The following is a 21,291-nucleotide window of genomic DNA, read 5'->3' as shown; positions in this document are numbered from 1 at the left end:
AAAAATGAAAAAAAGAGTTTTAAGTGTATTATTATGTGCTGTTATGTCGGTAGTTATGTTGATGGGGTGTGGAAACAAAAGTGCTGAGAAGGATGGAAATTCAAAAGATAAAAAGACATTGAGACTAGCTTGTGTAGCCTTTAACTATGATGAGGTGAATGATCCTGTAGCAATAAACAAATTAAAAGAACTTGGTTATGATGTTAAAGTTACAGTAATGGAAGATGCAACAACAATGAATGAAGCATGTATGAAAGGTGAATTAGATGCTTCTTTGCATCAACATAAGCCATGGATGGATGCATATAATAAATCCAAGAAGCGTAATATGGTAATGTTAAAACCATACATTCATTATAATGTATTTGGCATGTACTCAAAAAAGTGGAAAAATGTAAAAGATATTCCTAACGGTGCAAAGGTTTGTTTGGCAGAAGATTCAAGTAATCAATCAAGAGGACTTTTGATGTTACAAAAATTAGGAATGATTAAAATTAAAGATGGTGTAACTGTGCCGACAACATTAGATATTGCTGAAAATCCTAAAAATCTTAAATTTACGACTGTAGATGTTGCACAGGTTATGAGTTCACTTCCAGATGTGGATATTTGTCTAAGTGCAAAGATGTTTCAAGTAAGTAATAAAGTTAGCGAAGATACAGAAATTTACACTTCAGATGATTTATATAATTTTGGAGTAGGGTTTGTAGTAAGTCCTGATAATGCAAATGCAAAATGGGCAAAGGATTTAGTTGATGCATATACAACAGCTGAAATGAAAAAAGAAATTAATAAAATATTTAAGGGATGCTATGTACCAGGTAAATAGCAAGGATAAAGGTTGAAAGTTAAAATAGTAAAACAAAAACTCGCTCAAAGCCAAGTATTTTCATTATGTTTTGTGCCTTGAGAAAAGCGGAAGGAATGAATATAAATATGAAGATAACGAAGATAGATATAATGCTTGTAGATGTAAAGTCTAATGATAATCCTGGATGGTCTCCAATTGTATGTAGAATTTATACAGATGAAGGCATATATGGTGATGGTGAAGCAGCTATGGCTTATGGTGTAGGAGCTACAGGAGCCTTTGGTATTATTCAGGATCTTTCAAAAAAAATTATTGGTATGAATCCTTTAGATAATGAAGTTATTTGGGAAAAATTATATAAATCTACATTCTGGGCACAGAATGGAGGGCCAGTAATATTTTCTGGCATATCAGCTATAGATATTGCACTTTGGGATATTAAAGGTAAATATTTTAAAATGCCTTTGTATCAGCTTTTAGGTGGGAAAATGCGTAATAAATTACGATGTTATGCAAGTCAATTACAATTTGGATGGGGAGATACAAAAGTAGCTGCAGCAAGCATTGAAGATTATGTTTTTTATGCAAAAAAGGCAGCTTCAGAAGGATATGATGCAATAAAAATAGACTTTTTCACTTTTGCTCCTGATGGGACAAGATATAACAGTGAGACAACAACAAGACTTCAATCTCCTAAATATGTAAATATGGTAATTAATCGTTTGAAAGCAGTGAGAGAAGCAGTAGGGTCGGATGTAGATATAATTATGGAAAATCATTCATATATTGATGCACAAGTAGCTGTTCAAATTGGGTCACTTGCAAAAGAATATGGAATATTATTTTTTGAAGAGCCATGTACGCCAAATCCTAAAATGAATAAGTTTGTATGTGATAAATTGAATATCCCTATTGCACAAGGTGAACGTATATATACAAGGTGGGGATATGCTCCATATTTTGAGAATAACTCAATTCAATTAATACAGCCGGATTTAGGAAATTGTGGTGGAATTACAGAAGGAAAGAAAATATGTGATTTAGCACATATCTATGATGTAGGTGTTCAGATGCATGTTTGCGCAAGTCCATTATCTACTGCAGTAGCATTGCATTTAGAAGCAGCTATTCCTAACTTTACAATTCATGAACATCATGTATATAATTTACATAAGTACAATAAGCAATTATGTATTTATGATTATCAACCTAAAGATGGATATTTCGAAGTACCTGATTTACCGGGTATTGGAAATGAATGGTCTGATTATGTGTTTAAAAATAGCACTTTAGTTACAATAAAGTAATATAACACTAGAGTGTGTGAAAACTGAATTTTAATAATCCTTTAGTACAAACATATGGTAAATATTTATTAGTAGGATTATTTTTACACTCAATTATAAATGATTATAATAAAAAAAGTTAGTATTTATCCATATACTAACTTTTCTGTTTTTATATTGTAAGGTATTTATAATTTGTTTTAGATTGTATGCTAAAAAAGACAACTCCATATAGAGCTTTAGATTAAATCCTAATGTTGTACAGCATAAAAATATTATAAATTTTTATATTGATATATATTTATTATTTAAAAGCACTTTTATAAGCTTTAAAACTATTAATTACTTCGGGGTTATCTTTAATAAATTTTAAAAAATCTTGAAAACATTTTGTTGTTTGCTTACTTACTGTATGCTCAATTTTTTCAGTTTCTTCTAAAACATTAGATTCTGAAACATCAAGTATCCTTAAAAAGCTTTCAATAATATTGTGACGATTCAATAATTCAGCTCCAAGAATCTTTCCTTTCTTCTCAAGTATTAAAATTCCATACTTTTCATATTTTAAAAGTTGTAATTCTGCTAATTTTTGTACCATTTTTGTAGCTGAAGGAGGCTGTACATTGAGTGCATGTGAAAGTTCATGAATTCTTGTAAATCCTGTATTTAAAGATAATCTATATATCATCTCAAGATAATCTTCCATGGAAGCAGTAAGATGTTTATTTTCTTTTTTCATATATTCATTAAAAGTGTAAAAATTATTTTCAGCCATATTTTCACCTACTTTCAGCTGTAGCCTTTTAATAAAGTATATGTTTGAGTAAATAAAAAATTGCTTTAATGGAACATTTTTTTTGTTATTACATAGTTTATATTAGAAAAAAAATTTAGTCTTAGCTAACAAGGTTAACTAATAATAACTATTTTATTTGTGTTCAAGATAGCTAATAAGAAGGGCGGTATTTTAATGCAGAGTGAAAAAAGTTCAATTGATGTTAGTTTAACTCAATCAGGAGATATCTCTATAAAAAAAGATATAAATAGGAGAAAAGTAATAGGTCAAAGTAAAATAAAAGAATTAACGAAATTTTTAGGACCTGCTTTTGTTGTAAGTGTAGCATATATTGACCCTGGTAATTTTGCAACTAATATCAGTGGAGGATCAAAATTTAACTATACTCTAATTTGGGTAATTTTATGGAGCAACATAATGGCTATATTCTTACAAACTATGTCTGCTAAATTAGGAATAGCTACAGGACATAATCTTCCCGAAATGTGTGCCAAGGTATTTCCTAAAGCTGTAAACTGGGTGTTTTGGATTATTGCTGAGTTAGGGGCTATGGCAACAGATTTAGCAGAATTTCTTGGAGGGACATTAGGATTATACTTATTATTTCATATACCTATGATATATGCAGGACTTCTTACAGGATTAATAACATTTATAATTTGCTATATGGAAAAGTATGGACAAAAAATGATAGAAATTATAATATCAACACTTGTTGCTGTAATCTCTGTTGCATATACAATAGAGATATTTCTTGCTAAACCAGATTGGGCTCAAGTAGGCATTCATACAATAATTCCTATGCTACCCAATGGAGAAGCTGTATTAATTGCTGTAGGAATGCTTGGAGCAACAGTTATGCCTCACGTAATATACTTACACTCACAATTAGTCCAAGATAGAAGTACTGATTTATCAGATAAAGGGAAAGTTAAGCATTTAAAAATGGAAAAAATAGATATTGTTATAGCTATGAATATAGCTTTCATTGTTAATGCTGCAATGGTAGTAGTATCTGCTGCAGTTTTTTACAGAAACGGAATGATAGTAGATACAATGGAACAGGCCCATAAATCACTGCAGCCATTAATAGGTTCTTTGTCAAGTGGTGCATTTGGAATAGCATTACTTGCGTCAGGATTATCATCTTCGGCTGTGGGAACTCTAGCAGGCCAAACTATAATGAAAGGGTTTGTTAATTTAAGCATACCTATAAATTTAAGAAGACTTATAACAATGATACCAGCTCTAATTATTATTTCACTTGGAATTAATCCAATGTATGCTCTTGTTTTGAGTCAGGTAGCACTTAGTTTTATTCTGCCATTTCCAATAATCCAAATGTTAACTATAGCTAAGCGTAAAGACTTGATGGGAATCCTAGTTAATAAAGGTTTTATACGTTTTTTAGGTGTTCTAATAACCACAATAGTAATACTACTGAATATAGTACTTTTATATTTAACTTTTACTGGCTGGGCTTAATATTTTCATAGACTTCTTTGACTCCTTTTTCACTTGAATGCTTCGGCTTTCTCAGCAGCTTCAGTTAAAATATTAGAGATACTTCCTTCAGATAAAATTACAATTTTATTTAGAGGTTGAGCTTTTTTATATTTTTTCTACTATGAAATTTATGGGGATATTAAAGGCGGTAGTAAACTTTACGTAGTATTTATTAAGATAATCTATTTTGTATACAAAATTTATAAATTACAAAAACTATACAGAATAGGAGGTGCTTTCTATGAAAATTGCTATTTTAGGTGCTGGAATGTCAGGCTTATCTTGTGCAATAACATTAGAGAAACATGGAATTATACCAACAATTTTTGAAAAAAGAAATTGTGTTGGAGATAGATTTGTTAATGCTGAAGCAATGTTTAGCCTACTAGACAGACCTATTAAAGATTCTCTGCAGTTTCTCTCTAAGAATTATGATATACATTTGAAACCAATAAGTGCTGTCAATAAATTAGTTGTCCATTCAAAAAAACAAATAGGAAGTATTGATGGAAAAATCGGATACACAAATGTTAGAGGAAGGTATGAAAATTCATATGAATGTCAATTAGAGAAACAATTAATCACAAAAATTAATTTTAATTCAACTTGTGAATATGAAGAAGTATGTAAAAATTTTGATTATGTAATATTAGCAACAGGAGATGGAGAATATGCTTCACATTTAGGAAATTACAAGTGTGATCTTACATGTACAATAAGAGGTGTAACAGTTGAAGGCAAGTTTGTTACAGATATCCCGCACGTTTGGTTTAATTATGATGTCATTCCTAAAGGATACGCATGGGCTATACCATTTTCTGAAAAAGAGGCTAACCTTGTTATTGCTTACCCTGATTATCCTGATAATATAAAACTAGATATAAATACCATATGGGAAAAATTTTATAATTTGGCTTGTAAAGATTTAAATCAAGAATTTAAGATAACAGATAAGTTTGAGATTACAAAATATATGATGGGAATATGTAATATACCTAAAATTGATAATACTTATTTTGTTGGAAATTGTTTTGGAGTCCTTTCTCCTGGATTAGGATTTGGGCAATTTGCATCAATACTTACAGGGATATATTCGGCTTATGATATATGTGGAATAGGAAAATACGAGGAGCTTGTTAAGCCTTTATTTAAAAACTATAATCACTCCCTTGTTTTAAGAAAATTCTTGGAAAGTTTAAAGGATAATGATTTGGACTTTGCAATTAAAAATTTGGATAATAAATTAATAGATAAAATTATTGATATGATATGCAGCACTGACAGTAAAGTTAATTTTCTTGAAGGAGTAACTCCATTAATGAAATTATGGAATAATTATAAAAATATAAAAGATTAATTTGTGTGTATAATTTTTAAGATGCCATACTATTTCAGAAATGAATTCTATGGCATTTTTTAATAGTATACAAAAATTACTAAAGGTAAGTCCTGTATTTTTGTACTGAATTTATTTTTTCTTTATTTTTAATACACTTTTAATATATTTTTACCTTTTATAATTGTAAATATTGGCAGTAAATAAAATATATTAAAAAAGGATGATGAAAGTGGCAGAGAAAGTCTTAGAATTAAAAAACATTTCTAAAAAGAGAGGTAAAAAGCAGGTATTAACTGATGTTAATTTTTCTATAAATAAGGGCGAGATATGTGGTTTTGTAGGCAGAAATGGGGCAGGTAAGACTACTTTGATTAAAATCATAACAAGCATGCTGTTTCCAGATGAAGGTGAAATTATAATCTGTGGAAAGAATCTCAAAACTGAAAGAGAACAAGCTTTAAAAAATATTGGATCAGTAGTAGAAACACCAGTGATGTATGGATATATGACCGGAAGACAAAATTTAAATTATATATCAAGTGTACTTGAAGATGTAACAAAAGATCAAATAGAAGATGCTGTAAAATCATCTAATTTAGGTAATAAAATTGATGAAAAGGTAAAAAAATATTCCCTGGGTATGAAACAAAGGCTGGGACTTGCAGAAGCACTAATGGGAAATATATCATTACTAATACTAGATGAGCCTACAAATGGGCTGGATCCCATGGGAGTTTTTGAACTTAAAAATACTATAAATACTTTAGCTAAAGAAAAAGGAGTAAGTGTTTTTATATCTTCCCATATCTTAAGTGAAATAGAAAATATATGTACAAAGATTGTATTTATAGATGGCGGAAAAATTATTAATATTCAGGAAATAGGTGATAGTGCAAAAGTTAGCAGTGAAAAAAATATGTTTATAAAAGCTAATTTACCCCAAAAATCATCAGAAATTATTCAAAATATACCTGATGTAAAATTATTAAAGATAGAAAATGATGGTATTTCAATTCTAATAAATACTGAGTTACATGATATTTTTGAAATACTAAAAAATTTACATGAGGCTGAAATAAATGTAGAAGGTTTCTTTGAAGTAAAGCAAAATTTAGAAGATAAATTTATAAAGATGATGGGGGAAGATAGTGATGAATAAATATATATGGCAGGAACTTAAAAGAGTTATGATTAAAAAGAAAATTGCGCTTATTGTCATTCTTATTATTACAATAGTTTTTGGATTAATGGTAATCTCAAAAATAGATACTTTAGAAGTACAGATTCAAAAAGATAAAGTTCTTCTTAACACTCTAAAGATGGACAAAACTAAAGCTGATACTGAATTTAAAAAGGCGGACATTTCTAGAGATATATTGGAAACCCAAAAAGAAATAAATGACAAAGAAGAAATGCTAAATCAAATAAATAACTATGATAAATCAAAATTAGATAAACAAATTGAAAAATTGGAAAAAGAAAATAATCCTAAAAATGAATACAAGATACTTCAATTAAAATATGAAAAAGAACACAATATAGAAAAAAGTGAGTTAACACCAAAGGGAATGTATGCAGCTATAGATATTTTACAATATTTTGTATTGCTTTTTTTGATTATTCCTATTGTGTTGTCATCTGATATAGTATCAGGGGAATATTCACCAAACACAATTAAAGCTTTAATTACTAAGCCTATTTCAAGAAAAAAGATTATAGCATCCAAGTTTATTGTTTCAGTGATTTTAAGTGCAGGCACTATAATTATAAGTACCATAATATTTATAGTGGAAGCTGGAATTCACTTAGGCTTTTCAGATTATAGATTGCCTTTTGATGTAGGTGCAAAATATGTTTTAGATAAATCACTACCCTTAAGTCCAGTGACTTCTCAAATGAAGTACGTAAGTGGAAGCAGGTCAATAATTCCTCTTTGGAGTGTAATTCTTCAACTTATATTAATTTTAATAGTTATTTCAGTAGCTATTATATCAATAATTATGTTTATATCAACTATTTGCAGGAATTCACTTATTTCATCGCTTGCAAGCTTCATACTAATTGCAGGAACGCAATTTTGGTACCTCTTTTGCTTTTCAAGTAAATATCTTGTAGCAGCTAAATATGGAGCTTTTGTAAAGTTTTTACCTACTCCATATATGGTTGATAGTTTGGGTACCTTATCCGGAGATATTTCTTTAAAACTTGCTAGTAGTATAAATGTGTTTTTTGTTTTGATTGTATGTCTTCTGTGGACTTTAGTTATGATGTTTTTAAGTATTTATGTCTTTGGAAAGAGAGATCTTGATTAGCTGTTTTCTAAATATGCATAAATAAAAAAGTGATATAATTTTGAATTGGGTGATGGTTATGAAAGAAAATATATTGATAATAGACGATGACAAAGATATACGTGAAATGCTTGTAAATTATTTTACCAAAGAAGGTTATATCATGCAAGCAGCCTGTAATGGAGAAGACGGACTTCAGATTGTAAAATCAAAACCGATTTCTTTAATACTTCTAGATGTTATGATGCCTAAAATGGACGGTTATACAATGCTCATCAAGCTCAGAGAATTTTCAAGCATACCTGTTATACTGCTCACTGCAAAAGACCAGCAAATAGACAAAATTAAAGGATTTATCGATGGTTGTGACGATTATATAGTAAAGCCCTTCGATTTTACGGAACTTTCATTAAGAATTATGGCTATACTCAGAAGAAGTAATGTTAATCATGCAGTGAAAAATCATATACTCAATGTTAAAGATATTGAAATCAATACTTTAGAACATACAGTAAAAAAAGACAACTTAGAAATAGTATTAACTCTCAAAGAATATGAAATTTTATACACATTGGCATCAAATAAAGGCAGGGTGTACTCAACCAAAATGCTTTATGAAATGCTTTGGAAAGATACATTTATGGAAAATGATAATACTGTAACTATGCATATTAGAAATTTAAGAAATAAGTTAGGTGATAGCATTAAGAAGGGCAAGTATATAAAAACTATCTGGGGAGTTGGATATAAAATTGAAAATGATATTTGAACTTATTATTGTTATAGTACTATTTTCTGTGATTATAGAATCAAAAAGAATGTTTAAGCTTAGAAGTGAATTGGTTTTTTCTGCAATTGTTTCATTGATTATAGCAGTTATATTTGCAGTTTTTCTGAAAGAATTTGTTTTGGGATCTTTTTTAAATAATTCTAAAAATACTTCGGAATACGTACATGAAAATATGATTGTTAGAATTGAACAGGACTTAAAAAATATGAATATTAACGATACTAATAAATTACAAAAATATATGGATAAAGAATTTAACATGCTATACTTTATTTTTATAGTACATAAAGATGGAAAAATAATAGCTTCAACCAACAAGGAAATTAAGAGTATAGACACACAGGAAATTATAGATGGTAAAAAGACATTCAAATTTTTGAATACACGCAGAGATAACTTAGTTAGAATAACCAGGTGTGATTATTTGAAAGATGGATGTTATCTATATTATGTATATATTGGTTATGGAAAATTAGAAAATGGAAATATTGTAGGTATAATGACATTTATAATTTTTATAATTGTTTTTTTCTTGCTCATATGGAAACGTATATCCTATATATCTAAAATAAAATCAACAGTTAGAAATATTACAGAAGGCAACTTATCCAGTCGTGTTCCATTAAAATACAAAAATGAATTAGGTGAACTTGCCGAAGACATAAACTACATGGCTTCAAAAATTGAGAAAGAAGAAAAAAGCAGAAACGAATTCATGACTAATATATCTCATGATCTGAGAACTCCATTAACTACTATCCTTGGATATATAAATATGATTAAAAATAACAAGTATGAGTCAAAAGGTGAGCTTGATAATTACGTTGACATAATGGATAAGAAAGGTATTTATTTAAAAAACATGCTTGATGATTTTTTTGAATACTCAAAGCTCTCTTCAAATGATATCATACTTGAAAAGCAGAAACTTGAGTTAAATGAACTTGCAAGACAGATAGCTGAAGAAGAGGAAGACGAATTCACACAAAAAGGATTAAGGCTTTCAATTAATCTGCCCCAGGAATCTATTTATATTAAAGCAGATCCAGGCTTATTTTTAAGGGTTGTGAATAATCTTCTAAGTAATGCACTTAAATATTCCATGGAAAATACAGTTGTTGAATTTAATATCAGCAGGGAAACTTTTAATAATGCATCTTATGCAGTGCTTTCAGTGTCGAACATTCCTAATGATCCAATCTCAAATGATGATCTGGAAAACTTCTTTGAAAGATTATATAAAAAAGACTCATCCAGACAAAAAGAAGGCAGCGGTTTAGGCCTATCTATTGTCAAAAACATAGTAAAACTTCATGGTGGATTTGTAAAAGCTTATAAGCAAGATAATAAATTAGTATTCAAAGTATATCAGCCATGTTAACGATCTAATTCATAAATCCCTTGAATCTTGAAAATGATGTATCTGTTAAAGATAAAAGAAAAAAGGGAAGTAGAATTAGCTAATATTCTCAAATAAAATAATAATCAAAGTTGCTTACTATAAAGTCCGTAATAGTATGTTGTTAAAAAGGTAAAGTTTAGGTATAATTAGGATATATTAATAGAAATATCCTAAGAGAAAGGTGTTTTATATGGATTCAATTACCATGAAGAAAATTTTTTATTGGGTATCCACAATACTTCAAGTGATTTTTTTGATTACAGCATGTGGAATACAATTTTTTTCTATGAAAAAGATGGGAATGATGCGTTATGTAGTATACATAAATCATACATGGGAAGCACAATATCCAATTGCTACATTAAAATATGCAGCAATTGCATTTTTAGTAGTATTGTGTGTTATTATACTTTTACATGCAAAAATAAAAAGAGGTAAATATATTAATAATAAAAAAGCTTTGCCAATGTTAATAATGGAAGTAATAATGACTCTCGCATTTGTAATTTTCATTTTAGCATATTCAACTGAAAGTTATCTATCCTATTATTTTATTAGTTTGATATTAGTGATTATTGTACTGATACAGGATATAAAAATTCTTGTATATTTAAAAAGATGAGATTAAAGTCACAGAAACATCTTTTGCTTAAGTTCTAAATAAAAAATGTCTGAAAGCCTTCTGGCAATCAGACATTTTTTTATTAAGTTTACTTATATTTAGCTGCTGCTTGTTCTGGTGTAATAGCCTGTACTGGATTATTTGTATCCATTTGCCATACGAACCATCCACCATCATACAATTTTACATTTTTCCATCCGTTTTCATAGCACATTAACCATGGAATACTTGCTCTCCAGCCAGTACCGCAGTAAAATGCGATTTCGTTATCCTTTGTAATTCCTTGTTCTTTCCACATTGCTACAGCTTTATTAAAATCAATAAAGGTTCCATCAGCATTGCGGTAGTCTTTTTCATCATGGCCCCATAGAGCTCCCTGTGGTTCACCTGTTCTTTTTATATAGCTGTATCCACTTTTTTTGCCTTCAAATTCATCTAAACTTCTTATACTAACCAATCTGAATTTATTATTTTTTGCCATTTCAGCCTTTACGTCCTTAGGCATAGATAAAACGTATTCTGGATGTGCCGGTATAGCAACACCAAAATCTTTTGTAGTTGCTTTTGCATTTTCTATATCTTTATTAGTTGCATATCCTGCTTTTGTCCAGGCACTTAAGCCACCATTAATTACTTTTACATTTTCAACTCCAGCCCAAAGGCATACAAATGCAATTCTGGTAGCACCTGAGTCAGCACCATAAACAATCACAGTGGTATCCTTTGTTATTCCATAATTGGCCATAACCTTTTTAATCTCGGCACCCGTTCTTATGTTCCAGTAGGTTGATTCTTCGATTTCATCTGTGTTCATATGTACTGCTCCTGGTATATGAGCTGCTTTGTAATCCTTATCATCACTAACTGGCCCCCAGGCTCCTTCGATAATTTTGTAATCTTTTGATTCTGGCTGTTTGCCATCGATTACACTTTTTACCCAATCTGCAGATACAAATACCTTTGTCTTTGCTACAACCTGAGCAGACTTATTATCTGTTGAACCGTTTGATTGACTCTTTGGCTCACTCTTAGAAGCACAGCCAGTTGCAAGCACAGCAATCATGGCAATAAAAAGAAAAATAGTATACAATTTTTTTCCCATAATATAACTCCTTCAAAATTATTTTATAATAAGACTGGCATTAATAATATACAATTTTATTATAATTACCGTAATAAATATACTTGTTATTTGAAACTTATGCAAGTAATTATAATAAAAAATTATAGCAAAATCTTAAGCTATAAGCATTACTTATAACTTAAGGCTATTTAATGGATACATGATATAATAATATAGAATTTTACAAGAATATACATACTAATCTGCAATTCGTAATATACACTGTATGTACCAAATATTCATATGTTTTTGCATAAATATTATACTTAAGAATTCCTGAAGCCACATCCTTAGGAACAACTGTTAATTTTTATGGCTGGGGTGGAAGTAAAACAACAAATGCGTGGATTGATGATTATTTAACTAAAATGTTAAAGGATAAATATGATATAACTTTAAAAAGAGTTCCTATGAATATTGAGGACATATTAAATAAGTTAATTGGAGATAAACAGGCAAATAATAAAAAAGGAACTGTTGATGTAGTTTGGATTAATGAAGAAAACTTTTATACAGCAAAACAAGCAGGAATACTTTATGGACCTTTTGCAGAAAAGTTGCCTAATTTTAATAAATACATAGATAAGAATTCAATAGAGGTAAAATCTGATTAATGAAGAAAGTAACTTTACTGATGTTATATATGGCATTATAAAAAAGAGAAGATACTTAGGAGATAAAATTCACTATATCGTTGAAGCTGAAGGAAGTGATTTCAAGGTAATATCCAATAAGCATATGAAATTTAATATAGGTGAAAATGTAAAACTTAATATAAATTTTTCAAAGGAAATTTTTTATTCAATGACTGGCAAAGAAAAATAATTATTCAAACTTTAATTTTCGTAATGGAGCTTGAAAAATGTTAATGATGGTGATGATTATGGTATCGATTATAATTCCTGTATTAAATGAAGAGAAAAATATTGAAAAAAGTTTGATTCAATTTAATAGATTAAAGGGTGATAAAGAAATTATTGTAGTAGATGGTGGGAGTAGTGACAGTACAAAACAGATTGCAGATAGATTTGCTAAGGTAGTTTTAAGTGAAAAAGGAAGAGCAAATCAGATGAATAAAGGTGCTGCAAAGGCCAGAGGAGATATACTTTGGTTTGTTCATTTAGATTCAATTGTTAATGAGGCTTCTATTGAAAAAATTCAGCTAGCTATAGATGAAAAATATGTTGGTGGAGGATTTTCATTAAAGTTTTATGATTATGATACATTGTTTATGAAGTATATATCAACGACTTCGAATCTCAGAGCTAAATATTTGGGATTGTACTTTGGTGATCAAGGGATTTTTGTTAGAAGAGATGTATTTGAAGGCGTAGGAGGATATCCTAAGCAAGAGATAATGGAAGATTGGGAGCTTTCACTTTTGATGAAAAAGATGGGAAAACTAAAACTTATTAACACGACCATAGGTACTTCAGCTAGAAGATTTAAAAATGGAGGACAATTAAAAACCCACTTATTGATGCATAAAATAAAATTGCTGTACTTATTAGGAACACCTACGGATAAACTAGCTAAAATTTATAAGGATGTGAGATAAAATAATGAATGCGCTTATACTTATGACTAGAGTGCCAATTGCAGGCATGACAAAGACACGATTAATGAAAATTTTTACAGGTACAGAATGTGCACAGTTGCAGAAATGTTTTCTTTTGGACTTGTTTAAAATGCTTAATAAGATTAGAAAAACAGTAGATATATATATAACCTACACTCCCGAAAAATCCTTTTACTTAATAGACGATATTATTCCAAGCTTTATAGATAGGTTTCCACAAGAAGGGGATGATTTAGGAGATAGGATGAATAATGCAATTGAAAAACTTTTAAATAAGGGGTATTCAAAAGTAATATTAATTGGATCGGATATACCATCTCTTCAACCTGAAGACATTAGTAAAGCTTATGAGGAGCTTGAAAATAATGATATTTGCTTGGGACCAACCAATGATGGTGGTTACTATTTAATTGGCATGAAAAAAAACTGTAAGGAGATTTTTAATAATAACTTGAAGTGGGGAAATAAGTCTGTATTTGAAGCTACTTTAGCAATAGCTAATAACTTAGGATATAATGTAGGCCTTACAACAAAGCTTAACGATATAGATGAAAAAGAAGATATGGAAGATTTTATTAAAAGAGTAAAAAGAGGAGAATTTAATAAGAAACTGTTACCTTACAATACAGTAAGTTTTATAGGAAATAAATGGGGAGATGTTCCTAGTGCTAAAAGATATATTAAATAATAAAATTTATGACTATTTAAAATACAGCAATTTAAATGAAAAACTTAATATTGGAGAAGATTATAATGTAAAATTTTTAGCTCAAGGAGAATATAATATTAATTTTACACTTGAAGGCTCTAATAAAAAGTATGTTTTTAGAGTAAATACAGGCAGTCAGCTTGGATTAGAAAACCAAATAAAATACGAGTATGAAGCTTTAAAAAATTTGGAGGCAAGCAGTGTAACACCAAAGGTTTATTATTTAGATGATAGTAAAAAAAATTTGGATTATGGAATATTAGTAATGGAATTTCTTGAAGGAAAGCCCTTACGATATGATAAAGACTTAAATTCTGCAGCAAAAATATTTGCTAAGATACATTCCATAGATACAAATGGAAATGGATTTAAGAATTTTATTGTAGAAGATAATATATTTTCTGCAAGAATAAATGAATCTCAAAAATTACTTAGAGATTTTTTTCAATCTTCTAAAATACCTTTGTATCTTAAAAATTTTTTTGATATATTTACTAACTGGGCTGAAAAAAATAGGTATGAGGAAAAATATTTTTTGGAAAATAAGTGGCATGTTATCAATAACACTGAAGTGAATTCTGGTAATTTTATAATTGGAAAGGAAAAGTCTTACCTTATAGATTGGGAGAAGCCTGTAATAAGTGATCCTTGCCAAGATTTAACACAATTTTTAGCACCAACTACTACTTTGTGGAAAACAGATTGTATATTAAAAGAAGAAGAAAAAGAAGAATTTTTTAAAGTATATATAAGTAATTTAAAAGATAATAGTATAAGAGAAAGGGTGAAACTATATACTCCATTTCTTTATTTAAGAGCACTATCTTGGTGTGCATATGCATATTTGGAATACCAAAAGGAAGATAAGGAAATTAAAAATATGGATACTTATAATAAAATAAAAGAATATTTAGATTTGGATTTTATGAAAGACTTATTAAAAAATTATTTTTAACTAAAGCGGGAATAAATTTTAATAATATAGAGTGTATATTAAAATAGATATAAACTCAGGGAGGCCATATGAATAACTTTACATATTCAGATGATTTTAATAATAAAGCCAAAGAGTTTTCAGAAAGCTGTATTAACTGTAAGGCTTGCGTTAAAGAATGTGAAATGCTAAGCAATTTTAAAATTAATCCTAAGGAGTTTTTTGATATAGATACAAATATAGTAAATACTGATCCTAATATTCCATATTCTTGTAATACTTGTGGTACTTGTACTAAGGTATGTCCAAAAGGATTAAAGCTTGAAGAATTATTTGTTGATATGAGAAAAGAACATATAAGGCATAATGAAGGAATATCCCCAATGAAAGGACATAAAAGTATAGAATTTCATCAAGCCTTTAGCTTTTCTAAAATGTTTAATACTTCTGTACCAGATATAAAGGCAGGGTATACAAAAAGGGTATTTATTCCAGGCTGCAGCTTATCATCATATAGGCCGGAACTTGTAGGAAAAACCTTAGAATATTTGCAGGAAAAACTTCCTGGAACAGGTGCAATATTAAAATGTTGTGGTAAACCAACATTATCATTAGGACAAGAAGAAAAGTTTTATAAGAGATATTCAGAACTTCAGAAGGAGATTGATAAGCTTGGTGCTGAAGAAGTAATAACTGCTTGTGAAAATTGTTATATTACAATGTCTCAATTTAGTCCTAAACAAAAAGTAAGATCTCTATGGACTGTTATTCCTGAACTAGGACTATATGATGAAATGAAAGGAAAAGGTAAAAATAGTAATATTACTTTTAGTGTTCATGATGCATGTCCTACAAGAAATAATTCAGATATACATGAGGGTGTAAGGTGGATTATAAATGAATTAGGATATAAATTTGAAGAAACAGAGTATTCTAGAGAAAATACTAAATGTTGTGGTTTTGGAGGAATGGTTGTACCTGCCAATCCCAAACTTTCCCAAGAAGTGATAAAGAAAAGAGCAGAAAATTTAGGGGATTATGTAATAACATATTGTGCAAGCTGCAGGGAAGCTATGGCTATTGGTGGAAAAAAATCTTTTCACATACTGGATTTAATGTTTGATGATAGTTATAGTACTAATTCAAATATACCAATTTTGAAGAAAAGTTTTTTGCAGAATTGGACATCAAGATATAAATGCAAACAAATTTTGAAACACAAAGGAAATTAATCTTGGAGTTATTTTAACTATAATTTTTATTTATAGTTGGACAAGTGTATATAAGCTTTTTATATTTGAAAGAAATAGAACTTTTCTGTAGAATAAAGCTGGGTAATTAGATAGGAGGATTAATGATGCACAAAATTAGTAAAAAATATATTAGCATAGTTTTAATGGCTATAATAATTGTTTTAGTAATGTATTTGTGTAAATCATCAAGAGCATTGGAAAATTGCACTCCACAGAGTATGAAAAATTATATTAGTTCTTTTGGAATGCTTGCTCCTATTATCTACATAATTATGTTTACTATAATTCCTCTGACACTGTTTCCAGACGCAGTTTTAGCGATAGCAGGGGGGATGATTTTTGGTGTAGGTATAGGAACGCTTTATACTATTATTGGAGCTGTATGTGGAGGAACGATATCATTTTTTATTTCAAAAATATTTGGAAGAGGATTGGTTGAAAAGCTTATCAAAGGTAAAGCAGAATGGTTTGAAGATGGTATTGAAAAGAAAGGTTTTTTATTTATACTTATATTAAGACTTGTACCTTTGGTTCCTTTTGATGTAATAAGTTATGGTGCAGGGCTTTCGAAGATAAAGTATAAAGATTTTGCACTTGCTACCTTTGTTGGTATAATTCCGGGAGTTTGGGTGTATGCAAATTTAGGAGATAAGTCAGGAAACATATTCTCACTAGAATTCTTTGGAGCAGTATTAATATTAGTATTGCTTATGATATTTTCCTACTTTATGAAAAAGAAAATATCAGTTAAAGGGTTAAAGAGTAAAGTAAACGATTAAAATTGGTAAATATCAATGAGAAATAATTCTAAGTTAATTAAGTAGAATAAGTAAGCATATTAAAGAAATTTAAGAATTATAAGAGGGGGAACAAAAAATGAAAAAAATTATATCAATTGCTGCTTCAATATTGCTTCTCGGAATGGTGTTAGCAGGATGTTCAAATAAACAGCAGCAGTCACAACAAAGTAAACCATCAGTAAAGGAAGAAACGATGACTGTTAATAAAGACAAGAAGGAAGTAAAAATGCAGGCAGAAGTAAATGGAAAGTACTTTACAGAAGGTACAAGACATGCAGTAGTATATAAAGGTGGTAAAAATGGAGAAAAATCTATACTAAGAGGATTAGCTGATGAGAAAAAATTCTATGAAGCAATGATGTCACTAGGAGCAAAGCCAGGAAACAATTTAACTGCTGAAGATATGAAAAAAGGAGCAAAGAGCATAGAAGGTTCAAAGGTTAACGTTTTTGTTACATGGGATGGTCTTGGAAAAGAGATACCATTTGGCGATGTAATCAAATCAACTGATTATAAGGGTAATGATTTACCATTAAGATCAATGGATTTTAGATTTGGTGGAAATATTGATAGAGCAAATAAAAATAACACAGGATGTGTGCTATGTCTAGACAGTTGTGCTACAGGAATTGTAAGTAATGCATCTTATAAAGCAGGTGAAGTTGAAGCTTTAAAAAATGTGAAATTTTATGGTAAAAAGGATGTACTTCCTAAAGATGGAACCAAGGTAACTGTAATATTTAGACTAGCTGAGTAATGTTAATTAGAGGGGTACGGAAGAATACTTCCGTATCCTTTATTTTAGGAGGAAGCAATATGAAAATCTTTAGATTACTATATAATAGTTTCATATGGGGTATGCTTATTTCTATTTTAGCTTTTCAAAATGAATGGCTTGAAATGAGAATAAATACAGGTATTTTTATTCCTATAACCATGTTATTAAGTTTAATTGTTGCAATGTTAATTAAAAGATTTAAATTACGTATATTACAATTGAATTTAATTAGTACAACTTTAAATGTTTTAGTTTGTACTACTATATCCATAATAGTTTTAGGTAAGGAAAGAATACAAGTTGTTCCTGCAGCTATTATAAGGGAAGGAATAAAAGAATCTAATATAAATTTTTTTAGTATAAATATAGCATTGCTAGTTTTTTTAATAGGTGGACTTATTTTATGTTTTTTTGAGAGAGGTGGAATTAAATTGAAAAATGTATTTAAAGGAAATATAAAAAAATTTCTCTGCATTTTTATAGTTGTTTGCTTATATGTTTTTGTGCCACCAATAAAATCTAATGTAAATCAAGCAATTTCCGTATTGAAAAATGTAGATGTTAAAGCAGCAAGGGAATATATACTTAGCTTTGGAATTTGGGCACCAGTTGTTTCTTTTTTACTAATGATATTACAATCTGTAATTGCACCGCTTCCAGCATTTATAATAACCTTTGCTAATGCAGGACTTTTTGGATGGGTTAAAGGAGCGATGTTATCATGGTCAAGTGCTATGGCAGGAGCTGCATTATGTTATTATATTGCAAGAATTTTAGGAAGAGATGTAGTGGAAAAGCTTACAAGTAGAACAGCTTTAAAAAAGATTGATGAGTTTTTTGAAAGATACGGTAAATATGCAATTTTAATTGCTAGACTACTACCTTTCATATCTTTTGATATAGTTAGTTATGCTGCAGGTTTAACATCTATGAGCTTTTGGTCATTCTTTGTGGCAACAGGTATAGGACAGCTTCCTGCAACTATTATATATTCTTATATAGGAGGAATGTTAACAGGTACAGTAAAAACATTTGTAATTGGTCTTTTAATGTTATTTGCATTAAGTACATTAATTGTTTTGGTTAAAAAAATGTGGAATGATAAGAAAAAAGATAATGATAAAATTAAAGAAATTTAAAATCAATGAATTTTACTTAATTGAAATATTAACATAGTTAGTCGTCAGATAAAATTATTATTAAGGGTAAACTGTTTTTATAAAACATAATTAGACCTTCCTTGCCCGGACTTAGAACCGGAATAACGGTGAGAACAAAACTTGCAAGCATAGTACAGGGTGGAAGTTTGTTTCCACTTTTAGCAAATATGTATCTACACTACACTCTTTATTTATGGTTTGCAAAAGTATTATCAAAACGCTGTAAAGGTGAATGCTATATTACAAGATATGCTGATGATAGTATAGAAAAAAATAGAAATCTTCCACTAAGTATAATATGGCAAAACTACTAGAACATTACCCATTAGTAAATCCCAAGCCATATTCTTTAATAAATCTAAATCCTATCTTTGTGTGAATAGCTTCATATGGGGAGCCGGATGCCTTAATTGGGAACGTCTGGTTCTGAAAGGGGCGGTATCTGTGAAGATTACCGTCTACTTATCTAAAATAGAATAGATGGGATAAAATTTTATCTTTCATTTAGTGAAATCTTAAATAAAAGAGCTTAACCTGGGGACTGTGTCACCAAACCACTGAGGTTTATCGCTTTTTGTTCCCCCAGAAACGGATAGTTTAAAACCATCTGTTTCTGTAAAGAACACCAATGGGTGCTCAGGTTGCTCCTCAGCATTGCCTTATCCTTTAGCAAAATTATCATTACCTTTTTTCTTAAAAACTTCATCCCATGTTTTTTCTGCATATGGTATAAAATCTTCTGCTGATTTTGTTATTTTTTTATGAAATTCATTGTCGTGAAGCATTTTTTCTGCTCCAGAATCGTCAGGCTTTGCTCCAACCTCATTACATACATTAATTATAACATTCGTGTTATCTATCATCATGCATGGTCTTAACATATTTTTATTATAAGGCTGTATTGACCTTAGCTTTTTGAAAAAAGGATCCCTAAAAGCATCAATTAAATGCCTACCCTTTAAGTTAACTGTTGAAAAGTGAGAAAATATACAAGGTTCAACATCCTCTTTTGAATTAACATGAAAATAATATTTACCTGCTATACACCCACCTACATATGGGGCATCATTAAAGAAATCTAAAGTAAAATATGGTTTATTAGCTCTTATTTCTCTAGCTCTTTTTCCAAGGTAATCTCTCTGTTCTGCTGTAAGCATCATATTAAAATCTTCATCTTCGCCATTAACAGGCATGAATAAAAAGTACCAGCTCATTTTAGAACCTTTTTCAATTAGCATATCTGTGAATTCATTACTGAGTACGGTGTTTATATTAGTTCTTGTAACTGCTGAAGATACTCCGAATAATATACCCCTTTCATGGAGCATGTCCATAGCCTTTAAAACTTTTTGGTATGTTCCTTTTCCTCTACGGGCATCAGTATCATTTTCAAATCCTTCAATTGAAAGCATAGGTATTACGTTACCGCATTTCTTGATTCTATCTGCAATTTTTTCATTGAGTAAAAGTCCACTAGTAAATGGTGTAAACATTACATCGTCATATTTTTCATATATGTCCAAAAGATAATCATTGAAGAAAGGCTCGCCACCTAGAATAATAATATAATAAATTCCAAGATCTCTTGCTTCTCCTATAATCCTATCAACTTCTTCCGGTGGAATATCATCTTTTTTACTGTAGCTTGAAGCATAGCATCCTTTACAGTGAAGTGGACACCTCATAGATGGACTTAAAAGCATGACAAAGGGTATTTTAGTATCATCTTCATCCATGTATTTTTGTCTCTTAGGACCAGCATACCAATTTGCATTTGCAAAGAAGTTAGTAAAAAATTTCTTTAAGCATTTTGTATCTGTATTTTTTAAAATATCCTGGATAAATTCATGTTTGGATTTATCGTTGTTGTAGTAATTCTCAACAAACTCAATCTGAGCTAATGCAGATTTATCTTTTGTCAGCATTTTAATAGCTGCAAATATCTTATTTACATTTTCTCCTGGGTTTTTATCAAGATAATTAATGACTTTGTTTACAATAGCTTGTTTAGTGTTTTTTTCTAAAGTATTTTTTATTTTCATATAAGATTCCTCCCAGCAAATTTTTAAAATTTTTTTGCCTATATCACCATAAAATTTATAGTATATTATA

22 protein-coding genes are annotated in these 21,291 nt (G+C 29.5%); 19 read left to right on the top strand and 3 right to left on the bottom strand.

Annotated elements, in window-relative coordinates:
* The first annotated feature begins 4 nt into the window (after nt 1–4).
* Together WY13_RS02940 and WY13_RS02935 are read left to right on the top strand one after the other, a co-directional pair.
* Entirely contained in the window at nt 5–829 is an 825-nt protein-coding gene (locus tag WY13_RS02940; RefSeq protein ID WP_156498952.1) for a MetQ/NlpA family ABC transporter substrate-binding protein, read from the top strand.
* Between the two features lie 107 nt (nt 830–936).
* Nucleotides 937–2,118: a mandelate racemase/muconate lactonizing enzyme family protein gene (locus WY13_RS02935; RefSeq protein ID WP_063554249.1), complete on the top strand. Its 1,182-nt coding sequence runs from the start codon at nt 937–939 to the stop codon at nt 2,116–2,118.
* Nucleotides 2,119–2,401: 283 nt separating this feature from the next.
* Here WY13_RS02935 and mntR read toward each other — a convergent pair whose 3' ends face one another.
* Nucleotides 2,402–2,872 (bottom strand): transcriptional regulator MntR, encoded by a 471-nt coding sequence (mntR, locus tag WY13_RS02930; RefSeq protein WP_063554211.1) that lies wholly within the window; start codon nt 2,870–2,872, stop codon nt 2,402–2,404.
* 195 nt (nt 2,873–3,067) lie between these two features.
* Between mntR and WY13_RS02925 the strand changes: the two genes are divergently transcribed.
* The 7 genes from WY13_RS02925 to WY13_RS02895 all read left to right on the top strand — a co-directional run bounded on the left by WY13_RS02925 (nt 3,068) and on the right by WY13_RS02895 (nt 10,843).
* Entirely contained in the window at nt 3,068–4,378 is a 1,311-nt protein-coding gene (locus tag WY13_RS02925; protein ID WP_063554210.1) for an Nramp family divalent metal transporter, read from the top strand.
* A 262-nt stretch (nt 4,379–4,640) separates the two neighbouring features.
* Complete coding sequence (locus WY13_RS02920; protein ID WP_063554209.1) at nt 4,641–5,756, top strand: NAD(P)/FAD-dependent oxidoreductase; 1,116 nt, start codon at nt 4,641–4,643, stop codon at nt 5,754–5,756.
* Nucleotides 5,757–5,961: 205 nt separating this feature from the next.
* A complete protein-coding gene (locus tag WY13_RS02915) occupies nt 5,962–6,897 on the top strand; it encodes an ABC transporter ATP-binding protein (protein ID WP_063554208.1) in 936 nt (311 codons plus the stop codon).
* Nucleotides 6,890–8,050, top strand: coding sequence for an ABC transporter permease subunit (locus WY13_RS02910; RefSeq protein ID WP_063554207.1), 1,161 nt, complete (start codon nt 6,890–6,892; stop codon nt 8,048–8,050). The genes WY13_RS02915 and WY13_RS02910 overlap by 8 nt, the downstream gene beginning before the upstream one ends.
* 58 nt (nt 8,051–8,108) lie before the next feature.
* Complete coding sequence (locus tag WY13_RS02905; protein ID WP_063554206.1) at nt 8,109–8,798, top strand: response regulator transcription factor; 690 nt, start codon at nt 8,109–8,111, stop codon at nt 8,796–8,798.
* On the top strand, nt 8,788–10,200 hold the full coding sequence (locus WY13_RS02900; RefSeq protein ID WP_063554248.1) for a HAMP domain-containing sensor histidine kinase: 1,413 nt from the start codon (nt 8,788–8,790) through the stop codon (nt 10,198–10,200). Before WY13_RS02905 ends, WY13_RS02900 begins: the two co-directional genes overlap by 11 nt.
* Nucleotides 10,201–10,411: 211 nt before the next feature.
* Entirely contained in the window at nt 10,412–10,843 is a 432-nt protein-coding gene (locus WY13_RS02895) for a hypothetical protein (RefSeq protein WP_082848356.1), read from the top strand.
* 88 nt (nt 10,844–10,931) lie between these two features.
* Here WY13_RS02895 and WY13_RS02890 read toward each other — a convergent pair whose 3' ends face one another.
* Nucleotides 10,932–11,945 (bottom strand): sulfurtransferase, encoded by a 1,014-nt coding sequence (locus WY13_RS02890; RefSeq protein ID WP_063554205.1) that lies wholly within the window; start codon nt 11,943–11,945, stop codon nt 10,932–10,934.
* A gap of 389 nt (nt 11,946–12,334) precedes the next feature.
* Here WY13_RS02890 and WY13_RS02885 point away from each other — a divergent pair, with 389 nt between their 5' ends.
* The 10 genes from WY13_RS02885 (at nt 12,335) to WY13_RS02845 (ending at nt 19,493) form a co-directional block, all read left to right on the top strand.
* Nucleotides 12,335–12,580, top strand: coding sequence for an extracellular solute-binding protein (locus WY13_RS02885; protein ID WP_063554204.1), 246 nt, complete (start codon nt 12,335–12,337; stop codon nt 12,578–12,580).
* Nucleotides 12,573–12,791 (top strand): TOBE domain-containing protein, encoded by a 219-nt coding sequence (locus WY13_RS21645; RefSeq protein WP_347459130.1) that lies wholly within the window; start codon nt 12,573–12,575, stop codon nt 12,789–12,791. Before WY13_RS02885 ends, WY13_RS21645 begins: the two co-directional genes overlap by 8 nt.
* Nucleotides 12,792–12,849: 58 nt before the next feature.
* The gene (locus tag WY13_RS02880; protein ID WP_192844979.1) at nt 12,850–13,524 is read left to right on the top strand and encodes a TIGR04283 family arsenosugar biosynthesis glycosyltransferase; all 675 of its coding nucleotides are present in this window, start codon (nt 12,850–12,852) and stop codon (nt 13,522–13,524) included.
* A 4-nt stretch (nt 13,525–13,528) separates the two neighbouring features.
* Nucleotides 13,529–14,233: a TIGR04282 family arsenosugar biosynthesis glycosyltransferase gene (locus WY13_RS02875; RefSeq protein WP_063554203.1), complete on the top strand. Its 705-nt coding sequence runs from the start codon at nt 13,529–13,531 to the stop codon at nt 14,231–14,233.
* Complete coding sequence (locus WY13_RS02870) at nt 14,211–15,209, top strand: phosphotransferase (protein WP_063554202.1); 999 nt, start codon at nt 14,211–14,213, stop codon at nt 15,207–15,209. The genes WY13_RS02875 and WY13_RS02870 overlap by 23 nt, the downstream gene beginning before the upstream one ends.
* 68 nt (nt 15,210–15,277) lie before the next feature.
* Nucleotides 15,278–16,420, top strand: coding sequence for a (Fe-S)-binding protein (locus WY13_RS02865; RefSeq protein ID WP_063554201.1), 1,143 nt, complete (start codon nt 15,278–15,280; stop codon nt 16,418–16,420).
* A gap of 125 nt (nt 16,421–16,545) precedes the next feature.
* A complete protein-coding gene (locus WY13_RS02860; protein WP_063554200.1) occupies nt 16,546–17,220 on the top strand; it encodes a TVP38/TMEM64 family protein in 675 nt (224 codons plus the stop codon).
* A 97-nt stretch (nt 17,221–17,317) separates the two neighbouring features.
* A complete protein-coding gene (locus WY13_RS02855) occupies nt 17,318–17,998 on the top strand; it encodes a YdjY domain-containing protein (protein WP_082848355.1) in 681 nt (226 codons plus the stop codon).
* 452 nt (nt 17,999–18,450) lie between these two features.
* Nucleotides 18,451–19,158 carry a TVP38/TMEM64 family protein gene (locus WY13_RS02850; RefSeq protein WP_063554244.1) on the top strand — a complete coding sequence of 236 codons (708 nt, stop codon included), beginning with the start codon at nt 18,451–18,453 and terminating at the stop codon, nt 19,156–19,158.
* A gap of 101 nt (nt 19,159–19,259) precedes the next feature.
* Nucleotides 19,260–19,493, top strand: coding sequence for a hypothetical protein (locus tag WY13_RS02845; protein WP_063554199.1), 234 nt, complete (start codon nt 19,260–19,262; stop codon nt 19,491–19,493).
* Between the two features lie 345 nt (nt 19,494–19,838).
* On the opposite strand, the gene WY13_RS02840 is transcribed toward WY13_RS02845, so the two are convergent.
* Entirely contained in the window at nt 19,839–21,221 is a 1,383-nt protein-coding gene (locus tag WY13_RS02840) for a radical SAM protein (RefSeq protein ID WP_063554198.1), read from the bottom strand.
* Nucleotides 21,222–21,291: the final 70 nt, after the last annotated feature.

The sequence above is a fragment of the Clostridium ljungdahlii genome (assembly GCF_001636845.1).
Lineage (GTDB): Bacteria > Bacillota > Clostridia > Clostridiales > Clostridiaceae > Clostridium_B > Clostridium_B ljungdahlii_A.
Note: the sequence above shows the minus strand (reverse complement) of the source record. Positions and strands in the feature narration are given on the sequence as shown.